Origin of the sequence: Paenibacillus spongiae (assembly GCF_024734895.1) — a bacterium.
GTDB classification, from domain to species: Bacteria; Bacillota; Bacilli; order Paenibacillales; family Paenibacillaceae; genus Paenibacillus_Z; species Paenibacillus_Z spongiae.
On record NZ_CP091430.1, the window covers coordinates 4424924 to 4439585 of the forward strand.

The 14662-nt window shown below is 50.0% G+C and carries 11 protein-coding genes and 1 pseudogene; 3 read left to right on the forward strand and 9 right to left on the reverse strand.

All coding sequences use genetic code 11. The annotated features are described in order from the left end of the window. Positions 1–266 precede the first annotated feature (266 nt). The 3 genes from L1F29_RS20045 to L1F29_RS20055 are packed head-to-tail and all read right to left on the reverse strand — an operon-like array spanning position 267 to position 4010. Positions 267–1385 (reverse strand): Ger(x)C family spore germination protein, encoded by a 1119-nt coding sequence (locus tag L1F29_RS20045; RefSeq protein WP_258383827.1) that lies wholly within the window; start codon positions 1383–1385, stop codon positions 267–269. Then, the gene (locus tag L1F29_RS20050; protein WP_258383828.1) at positions 1382–2485 is read right to left on the reverse strand and encodes a GerAB/ArcD/ProY family transporter; all 1104 of its coding nucleotides are present in this window, start codon (positions 2483–2485) and stop codon (positions 1382–1384) included. Before L1F29_RS20050 ends, L1F29_RS20045 begins: the two co-directional genes overlap by 4 nt. After that, on the reverse strand, positions 2475–4010 hold the full coding sequence (locus L1F29_RS20055; protein ID WP_258383829.1) for a spore germination protein: 1536 nt from the start codon (positions 4008–4010) through the stop codon (positions 2475–2477). Before L1F29_RS20055 ends, L1F29_RS20050 begins: the two co-directional genes overlap by 11 nt. A 205-nt stretch (positions 4011–4215) precedes the next feature. Here L1F29_RS20055 and L1F29_RS20060 point away from each other — a divergent pair, with 205 nt between their 5' ends. Beyond that, positions 4216–4758 carry a DUF6022 family protein gene (locus L1F29_RS20060; protein ID WP_258383830.1) on the forward strand — a complete coding sequence of 181 codons (543 nt, stop codon included), beginning with the start codon at positions 4216–4218 and terminating at the stop codon, positions 4756–4758. A gap of 102 nt (positions 4759–4860) precedes the next feature. Here L1F29_RS20060 and L1F29_RS20065 read toward each other — a convergent pair whose 3' ends face one another. Genes L1F29_RS20065 through L1F29_RS20075 form a run of 3 tightly spaced genes read right to left on the reverse strand, consistent with a single transcriptional unit; the run spans position 4861 to position 9272 of the window. After that, the gene (locus L1F29_RS20065; protein ID WP_258383831.1) at positions 4861–6612 is read right to left on the reverse strand and encodes an S-layer homology domain-containing protein; all 1752 of its coding nucleotides are present in this window, start codon (positions 6610–6612) and stop codon (positions 4861–4863) included. A gap of 51 nt (positions 6613–6663) precedes the next feature. Next, positions 6664–8892 carry a metallophosphoesterase family protein gene (locus L1F29_RS20070; RefSeq protein ID WP_258383832.1) on the reverse strand — a complete coding sequence of 743 codons (2229 nt, stop codon included), beginning with the start codon at positions 8890–8892 and terminating at the stop codon, positions 6664–6666. 41 nt (positions 8893–8933) lie between these two features. Next, positions 8934–9272: a DMT family transporter gene (locus L1F29_RS20075; protein WP_258383833.1), complete on the reverse strand. Its 339-nt coding sequence runs from the start codon at positions 9270–9272 to the stop codon at positions 8934–8936. Between the two features lie 409 nt (positions 9273–9681). Between L1F29_RS20075 and L1F29_RS20080 the strand changes: the two genes are divergently transcribed. Continuing rightward, positions 9682–10191, forward strand: a complete 510-nt coding sequence (locus tag L1F29_RS20080) for a GbsR/MarR family transcriptional regulator (protein WP_258389747.1) — start codon at positions 9682–9684, stop codon at positions 10189–10191. A 200-nt stretch (positions 10192–10391) separates the two neighbouring features. On the opposite strand, the gene L1F29_RS20085 is transcribed toward L1F29_RS20080, so the two are convergent. Together L1F29_RS20085 and L1F29_RS20090 are read right to left on the reverse strand one after the other, a co-directional pair. Continuing rightward, on the reverse strand, positions 10392–10814 hold the full coding sequence (locus L1F29_RS20085) for an immunity 22 family protein (RefSeq protein ID WP_258383834.1): 423 nt from the start codon (positions 10812–10814) through the stop codon (positions 10392–10394). Positions 10815–11039: 225 nt separating this feature from the next. Next, entirely contained in the window at positions 11040–13292 is a 2253-nt protein-coding gene (locus L1F29_RS20090; protein ID WP_258383835.1) for an outer membrane protein assembly factor BamB family protein, read from the reverse strand. Between the two features lie 127 nt (positions 13293–13419). On the opposite strand from L1F29_RS20090, the pseudogene L1F29_RS20095 reads away from it, so the two are divergent. After that, a pseudogene (locus L1F29_RS20095) lies at positions 13420–13554 on the forward strand (helix-turn-helix domain-containing protein); the annotation flags it as partial. 311 nt (positions 13555–13865) lie between these two features. Here the strand turns inward: L1F29_RS20095 and L1F29_RS20100 are convergent. After that, positions 13866–14621 (reverse strand): SDR family NAD(P)-dependent oxidoreductase, encoded by a 756-nt coding sequence (locus tag L1F29_RS20100; RefSeq protein ID WP_258383836.1) that lies wholly within the window; start codon positions 14619–14621, stop codon positions 13866–13868. Between the last annotated feature and the right edge of the window lie 41 nt (positions 14622–14662).

The following is a 14662-nucleotide window of genomic DNA, read 5'->3' on the forward strand; positions in this document are numbered from 1 at the left end:
CAGTATAGGGGGCTAGGCGATCGTTTTCTTTACCTTACTTCGGAAAAAGCTAGCTTTAGTTCGGCAGCCGATAAGTTGTGCCGTTTAAAGTCAGCGTGAGAGCAGTTTTGCCAGGTGCGTGTTGCTATATGGGCAGCGATCTTCTTGATGCTTGCAGCTTTGTTCGCATTGAATTCATCTTCATGAATCAACGTAAAGTTATAACCGACGGAATCAAAGACTTTAGCATTACCGCAAAATCGGTACGATGAGACTTCACTCCAATCTCAGTACATGATACCGTGGTTCGTAATCTCAACCTTCACATTAGGAATAAACTCCACTTTCGGGTAATCCTGATTCCATTGAAGCCTCTTCCATATATCCGGATAGTAGGCCATCAGCCTTCGGCCGATCCCAAACCCGTCATGATTGGCCTGCAGCATTTTTGCCGTAATCGCCTTCGCCCTGCTTGTCAGTTCATCCGATACCTTCTTATCCAACCGATTCAGGTTCCGCTTGTCTTTTAGATGATCCTTCGCGTATTCAATTGCAGTTGCTTTTATATTCAAATCGAGATTCACTTTAATCGTACGGTTGTCTTGAACGTTTACGGTCAGCTTCCTTTTTAGTTTTTGAAAGTCTACCGCGATATATTTATTCGGGTCATGACTTTCCCCCTCCTGTACTTGAAGCGTCAAGCTGGCGATCTTGGCCAATTTATCGTCCATCATCAAGTATAATATGGAATCTTCCGATTTTAATTTGCCTGTCATTCGATCGCCTTTGAATAATGCGACTCCGTATACCGTAGGCTTCGTCTTCCCCTTTGAAATATAGGGAACGGCAAAATCATCCCCTGGATCCAGCATGATCGGACAGATAAGCTGAAGGTTGACCGCAGGGACAACCGTTCTATGCTCTGTACTTTGAATAAGCTTGTTAAAATGCTCGCCAATGAGCTTTGTTCCTGTTTTTGTGGTCGTGATGATATCATGAGCCGAGCCCTCAACGATAGCAATCATCGCATTCAACGCACTTCTGGGGTCACGGTAGTATACATCGAGATACGGATAAATACCTCGTCTTGCCAGCGCCTCGCCGATTAGAATGACACGAAGCTTGGAAGACGAGTATACGCCGGATATCTCGCGGTCAAGAATATCCCGCAAATGCCTGGACGTAATTCCAGTCGCCGTATGGAATTCGTCCAGATCCTTCATTTGGGATTGCGAACCTCTTACATCGATTACCGAGGAAGTGACCTGAAGCTTCCCTTCCGGACCCAGATCAAGCCCGACGAGATCTACGACTCTGGTGTCCTTCAGCAATTGCTGGTCCCAACAACCCGCTAGAACAACTCCCGACATGAAGCAGGCTAATAATAAGATCAATTCCCTTCTCACCTGGTCGCCCCCCCTGCTTCCTTAACGTTGAACAGAACGGAAATCATGAGCAGAACCATGGGAATGCCTAATACAAACAAATAATCCGCGAAGGTTAACATGTTTTCCAGCGTTTCGGACAAGAGCGGAGATTGAATGAAGAGAGCCAGGATAAATATTAGAGCCGCCGTATAAGGCACTGCCCTACGATGATCGCTCCCCCGCCGAAAGAGATTCGCGATGCCTTTGGACGCCATGAACATATAACCCATGGCCGAAGTGGCGGCAACGACTACCCACAGGGAGACAAAATAAAGATCCGGCCGTTCGAACAAACTGAAAGAGAATGCCTTGACCATGTAAAGCAAAGGTTGAGGAAGCAGTTCGATCTCGGGCGGGCTAAAGACGATCAGACAAGTAAAGACCGCGAACGCATATAACAAGGTGGCGAATAGATTGGCCAAGGATACCGCTTTGATTTTCCCGCTGCTTCCTCCCTCCACGAAGGGATAACAAAATAACAGCATCTCATACCCGGATAAAGAAGTCATGGTTTCGTGAACGCCCTTCGAAATATTCCATAGTCCTGCTTGTCCCACCGGGAATACATAGAGAAAATTAACGTGGGTATAAGCGCAAATCACGATGATGATCACCGCGATGTTGCAGAAAAAGACAAGAATAAAATAACGGGCAATCGCACGCAGGCTATCTCGGACCAAATAGGTACATACGCCCGTCATCATGCCCATAATGATCCATTTGGGCGTATCGACCAGTACCCAGTCTCGGATGATATTGGCAAACTGCGTAATGATATAGCTTGATACGAGAATAAAGTATGCCGCATACACGAGCAAAACAAGTTTTCCTATATATCTGCCTAATAAAGCCGGCAAATAGTCATACAATGTAAGCGAAGGAAATCTCCTGCTTAAACACCACATGACGACTATAAAGAATTGAACCGCTAATCCGGCGATAAGGACGGATATCCATGCATCCCCTTTGGCTACGTTATGCACTTTGGCAGGCAGCATTAACAGTCCGATGCCGATTTGAGTTTGGAGGACCAAAAATACGAGCTGTCCTGGCGTAACTCGATCCCTCTCATTTATCATTTCTCTGCTCTTCCTTCACTGGATGTGACTGCGTATTTCGTTTTTGAGGAGCCGGGTCTTTCGGACGCTGCTTCAACATCCACTGAGGCAGCCGAATGATCGCATCCTTCCAATCCTTCAAACGAAACGGTGCGGCGGGGGCAAAATAGGGCGTCCCGAACGATTCTAATCGACACAAATGGATGAGAATGATCATCAGGCTAAAGACGATCCCGATAAATCCGAATAACGATGCGGCAACCATGACAGGGAAGCGCAGCATTCGGACCGATGCGCTCATCTCATGAGAAGGCACAACGAACGAAGCGATCGCCGTTAATGCGACGACAATGATCATGGCGTTCGATACCAGCCCCGCTTTGACTACCGCATCTCCGATAACGAGACCGCCAACGATTCCGATCGTTTGTCCCACGGGACCCGGGAGGCGGATGCCTGCTTCGCGAAGCAATTCGATGGTAAGCTCCATAAACAGCGCCTCCAGGATCGGCGGGAACGGAATGTGCTCAATGCTGCTTTTAATCGGCAGCAGCAGCTCCTGAGGGATCACTTCAAAATGATAAGAAACGACCGCAATATAATAAGCCGGGAGACCGATGGCGATGACAAAACTAAACATCCGGATGAACCGGATAAACGACCCTTGAAGTGAACGAAAGCTATAATCGTCCGGAGATTGATAGAAAGCGAAGAAAGTCGCCGGCATAATTAGTGCAGTGGGACTGCCTTCGGCCAACAGTGCGACTCTGCCTTCAAGCAAATTCCCAATGACCCGGTCCGGTCTTTCCGTATGCAGCAGCTGCGGGAAGGGCGAGAACGATTTGTCTTCGATATATTCTTCGATGAATTCGGAAGTTGAGATATTGTCCGCATCAATATTCTGTATTCTGCGATCAACTTCATCGATTAGCTTGGGATTGGCCAGATTTTGCAAATAGACGATAACCGTTTCAATTTTCGTTTCATTGCCCAGCTTATACCGCTTTACAACCAAATTCCGATTCTCGATATGCTTGCGGACTAGCTGGAGATTAATGCTGATGCATTCCACAAAACCTTCATGCGAGCCCTCCACGACCCGCTCATTATTCGGTTCGGCGACATTACGGGCATGATCCGATTTCACTTCGATAACAAAGCACTCTTCTATGCCGTCGATAAATAGCACGGCATTTCCTTTGACTACTAAATCAACCACTTTCTCAAGATCATCATGCTTGTTCGCCCGCATCGAGATCAGAATTTGTTCCAGCTCACCGTCTTTGTTGTCCGAAATCGGCTGCAGGATTTCCTCACGAATTTTACGCTGCTCGCACATGGTGTACATAAAGAGAAACTCAGCCGTATACCCCGGGATCGATACGGCTTGGCGTACTAAATCGTCCGTATGAAACAGCGCCTCTTTTAAATAATGAATATTTTCCTCCACGGTGGGATAAACCGGCCGGGGGCTTAGCGTGGACTTTTTCGTCAGCGGTCTGCTCTTTCTTTGGTTGTTATTAAGCATTGTCCTAAAAAAGCCCACAATATCGCCCCCCTGCAATGTTATGAATGCTACATTGTAGATTGTCTCTAGAACAGGGTAAATATTCCTACATCATAGAAACTTTAACCGCCTGATATGGTTTTTCTTCTTTTTCGAACATAATTGGTTACGAACCTTACCATTTGCATGAATGTTGTACGATGTAATCGTAAATTCAAAATCCAAAGCATGGAAGGAGTTAACCATGAAACAACTGAAGCCTCTGCAAAGATATCTGGAACTATTCTCGGAGAATCGCATTGACGCTATCGGGAGATTCATAGGAGACCAAATCAACGAGAATTGGCAGGCGGTACTTGTCAAAAATGAAGATAAGCTGCTGAAGGCCTATAACGAGGGAGGGGATGCGGCATATGGAACGTATTTGAACTTGTTATTCGCACCTATTCATACACAGCTGAAAGAAGCCGGGTTACGTCCAACGCCCAAATTCCCAGGCGACTTTAACATTTCGCGGGAATGGGGGAACGAAGACGAAACAGACCAACAGCGATGGATGTGGAGCAGCGTTCATGCACTGAACGGGGGGACTGTCGGCACCATCGTCACCATTGTGTTTCACGACCATACGCAATTTCGCGTTCCCCGCCAGCCTCGAATTATTGCGCTGAGTGAATACGGCAAGGAGGATGTGGTCAAAGCTCTTTCTCTCCTGTCGCCCGACTTCGAGCAAGCCCTCGAATTTACGGCCGAATACAAAGAATACCTGCGCAATCTACCAAGTTAAGTTTCCGCTGCGGGATGATCGCCCGGTTAACGAATATTTCCCCACACCTGACACAACAAGCGCGGGCCTGCAGCCCGCGCTTGTTGTTGTTGTTCCGTATCATTATTCGTTGATCAGCTTCGCATAACGAAGGAATCGTTCGAGAATCGCGACGACTTCCGCCCTCGTTGCCGTCTTCTTCGGAGCAAGCTTTTCTTGTGATACGCCTTCCATCAGCTTGCTGGAAACGAGCAGCTCCATCGAAGGCTTCGCCCATTGACCGATATCACCCGAATCCTTGAAGCGGTTTTCCAGCTCAGCGGGCTTCGATTGCGGCTTCGAACCGCTGAATGCCATAAATCGCTCAACCATGACCGCCATTTGTTCGCGCGTTACTTCAGCATGAGGCTGGAACGTACCATCCGCCATGCCGTTTACCCAACCGCGCGCTTTCGCGGTCTGCACCGCGCCGGCAAACCAGTCGTCTGCCTGAACGTCCTTGAAGCCCGATGATACCGATTCGAGGGATAGCCCGGATGCTCTGACGAGCATTGCGGTAAATTCGGCGCGTGACACATGGGTATCGGGAGAGAAAGCACCCGATCCAACTCCATTGACGATCAGCTTGGAGGCTAAGTGCTCGATCGATGACTTTGCCCAATGGCCGGCCGTATCCCGGAATGACGGGTTTGAAGTTACGATCATGTACATTTCATTCGATTGCTGCTTGATGAGCACGGTCGTACCTCCATCCGCCGAAGCTTGGAATACGGATGGAACGAAGCGCAGCTCGTGCGTTACGGGATCGATCGCTACGGCCGTCGAGCGTTTCGGGTCGAGCTTGGTAGCGGCGGACAACGTTTTGTCAATAAAGCCGTCCCCGATCGTCTTCAGCATCACTTGGTTGCCCTTCGCGACAGCCGATACGTTGAAGGAAACCGGGCCGGTCTGTGCGACGATGCCGCGAGTCGCCATCGATTGGTTGTCTTTCTCCGTGAACAGATCACGCATCTCTTGCAGGGTCACAACCATGTTAATATCGGATGCCGCAGCGTTCAGGGAGCTCTCCAGCCCTGCGATGGAAATCGCCTTGAGCGGCAGTTCGATGGATAAGCCGTTCGAGCGGATCAAGATGAACGCATTCGGAGCCGCGCTTTGTCCTGCCTTCAACGCTTCCGCCGGCAGCTCGACTTTAGCTCCGTCGACATCATCACGACCAGGAACGGCGACGGCAACGACCAGCTTTTTCCCGCTATCGTTCGATTGAGCCTTCAACGTTTGGAAAGCATTCGTTAACGCCGTCTTATCAATCGTAACTTTGACCAGATCGTCTCCGTTCTCATTCACCTTGGTTATATTCACCGCTGAGGCCGGAACCGATGCTGTAATCGAGGCGCCATCCGCTGTAACCGGCGAAGTGCCCGGGTCGGTAGGCGGAGTCGTGCCATCTGAATTGCCGCTCCCTCCTGAGCCGCCATTGCTGCCGGAATTGCCCGGAGTCCCCCCGTTGCCGCCCGGGTCAGGCTTCTTCGCAACCGTGAACGTTTGCTTCGCCGATGTCTCCAGGCCTCCTTGACCGGCGATCACCGTGTAGCTGCCCGGCATTGCATCGGCTGGCAGTGTAATCGCGGCTTCATATGCCCCCTGCTCGACTTTCACCGCGTTGAAGTACAATACAACCCCGTCCGGACGAACAATCTTGACGATGACGTCGCCCAGCGGCGACTTACCGGTAATATGGATCGTATCCCCCGGATATTTCCCTGTGGCGTCCAGCTTCAATGCCGGCACAACTTCCGTGCCTGCCGAAACCGGAACCGACGTCACGAGCATCGTCATCAATAGAAAGGAAATGAACCTTTTCTTGCTTGCCACGGTAATCTCCTCTTTCTTTGTTTATCTAGGCTGCGAGCCTGCTGAAGTCGTTTATTGCAGCGTTACAGGTTCGGCAAGCAGCGTGCCGACATTCGTCAAATCAGCACTGAAATCGGAAACGACCAATACATGAACCCGGTAACCATCGTTGCGGTTAACGTTGAATTTGGCGTTGAAGGTGCTGCCGTCAGCGGATACTTGCGCTTGATACGACGCGATGCTGACAGGCGTATTTCCCTTCATCAGCTGGAAGACGACGACAGCGTTGTTCTGCTGCGCAGCCGGCTTCACTGTTACGGTAGCATCGACCATCGCCGTATCTGCTAAGGATGAGCTCGTTACGATGAACGGATACTCGGACGAAGGAGCGTCGACCGTATCGGTAATAGCGGTTACTGCAAATGCAGTGGATAGCTTATCGGCGTTCTTCGAAAAAGCGAGCATTTTCGTAGCACCGGCTGGAATGCTTGTTCCCGCAGGGATCGTGCAGATAACGCTGCTGCCTGTCTTCGCTACCGAAGCAATCGGAGCCAGTCCGGCCAGTTTGCCGCTGTCATTGCCCCAGTACAAGACATATTGCTCGATGTTCGATTCATTCGCTGCCGGTGTAATCGTGACGTCGCCGCCAATTTTGCCGGCATTCTTGTCCGTATCCGTAAATGCCACCGCTTGCGGAGCGTCAAGCTGCTCGCCCACTTCGAACGTTACGCGGCCAAGCTCCAGGTTGTCGTTATCCGTGCGGTATTCCGCTTCTCCCACATAGATCGCATCGTACTTGCCCGGCGCAAGATTCAAGCCTGAGAAGGTCATCGTTCCGTCAGGATGCTTCACGCTGCTCGTTTTTTTCTTCGCGATCGCTTGTGCAGTTTTATTCAGCACGGTTCCGGCTGGGAAAATACCGATCCAATCTTCACGGACCGAGCTCGTATAGGCAACTTGAATGTCCTCAGCCGGTGCATATCCTTCTTTGACCATCTTAATCGTCGGATTACTCAGCGTCAGATCAGGATCGGTCGTCGGATCGACTACCGGAATATTTGCCGGTACGCTTACTTCAAATTGAGCATTCGGGATCCAGCTGTTATTCTTGAAATCTCTTCCTTTGACCAGTACTTTATCGCCGTACACTTCTACAAAATAGCCTTGGCTTCCGTCTTTGCCCGTGTTGGCATCCGTCCACAAATAGGACGTCGCCGCGGCATTAAACATCGTTGCGTACTTATCATTGTACATGGTATCTGGCGCGCCCAATTCCCAGTGGGTGTGCCCGCTGAACATTATGGACTGAGGATGCTTCGCCAAAATCGTTTTCAGTTCCGTATCTTGTCTCACGCCATACCAATAATTCGATTTGAGAAAACCGTCATTCGCTCCGGACACTGTATTTTTCAAAGGCTGATGATGGAAGATAAATACCGGCTTGTCTTTGGACTCGTTCTCGGACAGCTTCTCATCCAGCCATTTCAATTGCGTTTCCGACAGATAGGAGTAGTCCTTCAAGCCTTTTTCCGTACCGAGAAAAATAAAATGATACCCCTTGATCCAAACATCATAATAATTGGATTGCATGTTCGTGTACTTCTTGAACAATTCGGAAAACTTGGTCCAGTCGCCCCAACGGACGTCATGGTTCCCTTGGACGAAATATGTTTCCGGGAGGTCGTTCTTGTACAGGTTGAAAATTCGGTGCAGTTCCTTATATTCCGCTTCAGTCCCGTTTTCCGTGTTATCGCCGATCGTCATAAGGCCGTCACTGTCGGGATTCAAAGCTACCATATCTTTCAACGCATCATCAAAGTTTTTGTTATGGACATGGTTCTTGTCGTGGGTCACATGCATGTCGGTGATAACCTCGAAGCTGACAAGCGGCTTCTCCCCGTTCCCCGGCGCCGATTCCTCTACAATGGAGAAAGGAACACGCTGAAAAATGTTATAGCCGCCATTCTCCATGTAGATGGCCTCGTATTCGCCAGAAGCTAACGCTTTCGTAAATGTCATCTTGCCGTCAGGCTGACTCAAATCTTTCGTGTATTTCCACGTGAGGGAAGGACTGCTGCCTTGCGGAACGGCTCCTTTCGGATACAAGCCGATCCAGTCATTATTAGAAGCACCGGTGAAGGTCAGTGTAATGGGCTCGCCTACCGCGAATGCAGGTTTATCCATCGTCACCGTCTGACCGGCTGCGTCAGCGACTTGGGGAGGTATGGACGGAAGGATCGTCATGAAAGCAATTGCGATGCAGAGCATCATAGACAAAGATTTACTTGCGGATTTCAACATAAACCAAGCACCTCTATCATGTAAAATGGGAAGCATCATTATTACGATTTGCTGGATACTTTCAGACCGATTACGCCGATGACGATGAGCGAAATCCAGAGCAGCTGCGTCATGTTGATCGACTCTTTAAACATAACAATTCCGACCGCCGTAATTAGGACGATCCCGACGCCCGACCAGATCGCGTAAGCAACGCCAACGTCGATATACGACAACGCGAAGTTAAGCAGCGTAAAGCTGATGCCGTATAGGACAAACATGAGAATGGACGGCCACAGCTTCGTAAACCCAGCGGACAGCTTCATTGAAGTTGTACCCGACAATTCAAACAGGATGGCGAGGAACAGAAGGATCCATCCCCAGCTGCCTTCAGCTTTCATTCAACGTTTCCTCCAGTTGTCGTGATTGATTTCTGTTTCCAATTGAGCAGTCTCCTCTTCCACAAATAACTGGAGTTGATCGCTATTTAATTAACCGGTTTAATAATTCAATTTTTTTTTAATCTTATACGAGTTACCCCCCAAATGATGTATATAATCATTTTGTACAAAATTTATTGTATATTCATCCCTTGTACTTTGTGTCAAATGACTGTTAACTAAATATTTTGATTATGTAAATGCACGGTTTCATAACAATTCGCTCCATTGATATGGTTTTTTTTGCTATAATGATCTTGTTCATACAAAATATTTTGTACATAGAAAAAATCCGATCGAAAATGTTATATAAGGGAAGTGAATTTTTCAAGTGTCCGGAAACGAGGAACAGGCGCAATCGGAAGCACGCATGCGCATTAGAAAGAAAATGATCGAAGCAATTGCAGAAACGATGGATCTGTACGGCGCCACCCATTCTTCGGGCCAGCTGTACGGGATTATGTTTTTCGAGAACAGGCCGATGACGCTCGACGAGATGAAGCAGCACATGAATATGAGCAAAAGCAACATGAGTTATGCAGTCCGTTCGTTGGTGGAATCGCAGATGGTAACCAAGCTCGATGAAAAGCAGGAACGCAAAGAGCTGTATGCCGCCGAGACCGATTTTTTCGCAGCGTTTCAAAAGTTCTTCTCGCATAAACTGCAGCGTGAAATCGATGTTATGAACGAGGCGATCGACGCCGCTTTGCCCGAATTGACCGAGCTCATCCTGGAAGAGCATATTGCCGACGAGGAACGGAAGATCGCCCTTCAAGACCTCCATAAGCTGCGTCATGCCAAGAAATATTACGAGTGGCTTCAGCAGTTTGTCGACGGCTTGCGGCAAGGGGATTTGCTCAAGTCTAAGGATGAAGTATAGCGGCCGGAAATGTATCCCCACGCCAAAACAGCGGGCTCTATCGACTGGCGATAGGCCCGCTGTTTCTATAAGTCTGCTTACGTCACTGTTCTTCCATCCGATCTAACAACGATTGAGCACGGCTTATCTCCATATCCAGCACATCCGTATCCGGCTGCAAGGCAGCATACCGATCAAGGGCAAACTTCAACCCCAGCCATCTACCGATCCTCGGTTTCGTATTCAATACTTGCAAGAAGAACGGCCGCCGAGCCTTCCCGCCCTACTGCTTCGATCGCAAACAAAACTTCGTTAACTGCGCCGTAGGGCGAATCGTTGCCGTACAGGAGAATGATCGAATTATATGCACGGATACTTGCTTCGAATGCATTCGGCAGCTGTTCCGCGAACAGCTCGTGAGGCGAATACTCCTCATGCAAATATACAGTGAACTCTCCGCGCTCTACATCGTCGACGAGGAAATGGGCCTCGAGGAAGTCGTCATCGATCCACGAACCTCCTATGCTTGCCATGAAACCGGAAGGCAGCACATCCCCGTCATCATCATACCGGGACTCGACGTAAGCGTACAGCTCTTCTTCAGAAGCAAAATTTGCTCCCCAAATCATGACAATGTTCTTCATCCTGCCATCCACCTCTTCGTTAGACTTTACCACTCATCGATCGCATGCCCCCATGGCCTTGATGCCACAAGAACCCAGACTCGCATAAGATATACGATCTATGGAATGAGAGGGTTTCAATTTATTTCCAGTCACAGAACCGAGAACGGCTTCCAACGGCTCAGAAGCAGAAAGAGGCCGATCCGGTTAGGGACCCGCCTCTTGTCGGTTCGATTGCCCGTGCGCTCAGCCTAACCGTATGCCGCGAACGATACCGTCATGACCCGCTGCGATCAGTCGCCCATTGGATACAGCCGGGGAAGAAAATACATAATTGGTTGAGAACTGGAGTTCCTCGACCACATTGCCGGTAACAGCGTCAAGTCCGGTCAGCAGCCCGTTGACGGAAGCCAAATATACGATTCCTTCATGCAAGACGGGTGCGGCATGGAAAATTCGCTGCTTGGTCTTGTTGGTCCACCGTACGCTGCCGTTTGCAGGGTTGACGGCCGTCGTAGCGCCCCATTCGTCCGGCAGCACGAGCAATGGTTCCGGTCCCGGGACTTGCACGGAATAACCCGAGTACATATAGCCGCCCTTAAGCGTCCATACATTGTTTCCGGTCGCGCCATTCAAAGCGATTGCGTTCGATACCGTCGAGAAGAGCACCGATTGCTTGTCCGGCAGGATAGTCGGATTGCAATACCACGGGCTGTACAACAACGTACGATAAGGACTTGCATGGGTGAACAGCGTCTTCTGCCACAGCAGCGCCCCGGTACGGATGTCCAGCGCATAAGCTTTGCCGTCACCCGCGGCCACGAATACCGCCCCGTTCAGAACTTCGGGACGACCGGCGAAGAATCCGCCGATATTCGCCGTCCATAGGACGGCTCCGGTTGCCGCGTCCAATTTCAACAGCGTACGCCCGACGGCAACGATTACGCTTTCCTTGCCGTCATGGGATGCATCGATCCATAACGGACTGCTCAGAACCGGTTGAGCCCCGCCGTAGGACCAGACCGGGCGGCCGTCTGCCGTATTCAATGCATAGACCCGGTGATCCGCCGATCCGAGATAGACCCGGCTGCCGTCCGCGTTCAGCGCCGGCGTTCCGATAATTGCGCCTTGGGTTCGATACGCCCACTTCCGCTGCGCCCCTTTGGCCGATAATTCAAGCGCCGTCACCGTACCGTCCAGCTGGCTTACGATTGCCGTATTCTCCTGCGCAATGACGACCCCGGCCTGAACGGAAGCGTCCAGCTTGTGCTCCCATTCGATGCGGGAGACGGCCGCAGGGCTCCCTGCTGCAGGGATTTCCATATCGGCGACTTCATCCCAGAACTCGCCGGCTTCATTCGTGACCCGAACCTGAATCCGATAGACGCCCGGCGCCAGACCCGCCGTATCCACAACCGTTTCAAAACGGTTGCCCTGTCCCGTCGGAAGCAGCTCCTTCCAGCTGCCGTTATTCGAACCCGCATATGTAACATCCGGCCAAAACTGGTAACGGACGCTAACCGCTCTTGCATGGGGATGCAGCTTAACGCTTAGAACGGGCTCCGATGCGGACTCATCAAGATGAACCTGCTGCGGCTTCTCATTCTCCGCCGGCTTCTCGCCGGAGAGCGGAATTTCCACGAGCAGCTTTTTGTCGGACAACGCTCCGCTCGTAAACTCCGCATGGTAAACGGCGAGAACGGACGGCTGCAGGGGCAATGATTTCTTTTCCACCCAATGGTAGATCGGCGCGTCTTTGATGCCCGGCAGGGAAATAATCGTAATCCCGTTCTGTTTCCATACTTCTTCGCGATGAATATGCCCGGTAAAGACCGCCCGTACATTATATGGTTCTACGATGCTGAAGAAATCTTCCTGATTGCTGATATAGTAAAAGTTTTTGCCGATCGGATAATGCAGGTAAATGACGATCGGCGTTTTTTTGCCGGTTTTCTGGAGATCGCTGCGCAGCCATTCCAATTGGATCGGATCGAAATAACCGCCTTCTTGCAGCAATGAGGTCGGATCAAGAGCGATCACATGGACGCCGCCGCGGTCGAATGAATAATTCCCGGTGCCGAACATTTGCGTATAAAACTCTTTGCCCCATTCATCCCAGCGGGCTTCATGATTACCGGGCACAGCGTGGATAAGGTCCTTCAACGTCGAAGGCACAAGCCGCGCATACTCTTGATATTCCTCCTGAAATCCGGATTCGACGACATCTCCGACATGCAGAATAAACGCCGGCTTCTGTCCATCGGTCAGATCGGTAAAGATACGGGACAAATTGCCGCTGTGCTTCGGACTGTTCGGATCGATGTGGGTATCTGCAAGTACAGCGAAGGCAAACTCCTCTTCCTTCGCGGAGCCGATCGTCCCGCCTGTGAACGATGATAGAACGGTTAGCCCTACAATCCCGCCTGCCGCTTTCAAAAAACCGCGCCGGTCGATAGGACGATTGAGCATGGATTCCATGTGCTCCGGAATTTGTTTCATAATGTTCCTCCTAAAATAGCATTTGACATGCACCGATTGAAACGTGCATAAGCAACAGTCTATTGAAGAAGTATTAATTGATGATCAAGCAGAGATGATGTTCATGTAAATCGACGTTCTCTCCTCCACAAATATTAGTACGATTGTTGCGCGAGCCGATTTGACTCAACCTGCATTCTACCTTTACTTTCAAAGCAAAGATGCCATTTTTAATGAATTGATCGACGAATTTCGTCTCCGCTTGCACCAATTAATCGAATCCAGCCGGGGCAAGCGTACTACTTGTCATTCTACTGCTGGGGGCTATTCAAGCCCATCTCGTTCGCGCCAATCAACCGCTAGTGACCGCAATTCCAGCCTTGTTCTGCTTGATTCTGTCATCCGTCGTATTGATCCGGAATCTGAAGGGCTTCTTCTGAAACCTCCTGGACGCGATTACATAGCTAAACCTTCGTTCGTCAAGCACCTTTCAACCTAGCGATTATTCCAAAAAATAAAGGCCGCGATTAAGATCGCGGCCATATTTCTAGTAAAGATTGGTTGCAGGCGGCGCAATATCAGCTTCAACTGCGTTTACGACGCTCCCATACCGCCGTCTACCCGATACTGTGCCCCTGTAATAAAGCTGCTTTCGTCGGAAGCAAGAAAGAGAACCAAGTTCGCTATATCGCCCGCTTCACCGTAACGTCCTAGCGGAATGGTCTTGGCCAGCGTTTCTTGCTCCACATTCATGCCAGCTTCCAATGAGCGCATCATCCTTGTGTTAACAGGCGAAGGGTGAATGGAATTCACACGCACATTCGCTTTCGCCGCTTCAAGTGCCGCCGTCTTGGTAAGTCCTACGACGGCATGCTTGGACGCGATATAAGGCGATACGCCGGGGCTGCCGTCCAAACCGGCCACAGAAGAAGTGTTAATGACACTGCCGCCGCCTTGTTTGATCATAACGGGGAGAACATGCTTCAATCCCAGAAAGACGCCCCGCACATTGACGCTGATTACTTTATCGAAATCTTCGACTTTCTGTTCGGTAAGCGGAGCGACTTTGCCTTCGATGCCCGCATTATTGAAGTAAATATCGATTTTCCCGAAATTCTCGACGGCTGTTTTGACATAGTTCTGTACATCTTCCTCTTTGGATACGTCTGCTTGTACGGTAACCACTTCTCCGTATCCTTTCAGCTCATCTTTTGTTTGGTCCAGCGGTTCTTGGAATAAATCCACCAATACGACTTTGGCGCCTTCCTTGAGAAACCGTTCCGCCGTTACTTTGCCGATGCCGCCGGCACCGCCTGTAATAACCGCAACTTTATCGGGTAGTCTGCCCATATCCGTATGCCTCCGTCTTCGTTCATCAAGTGAAGTAATGG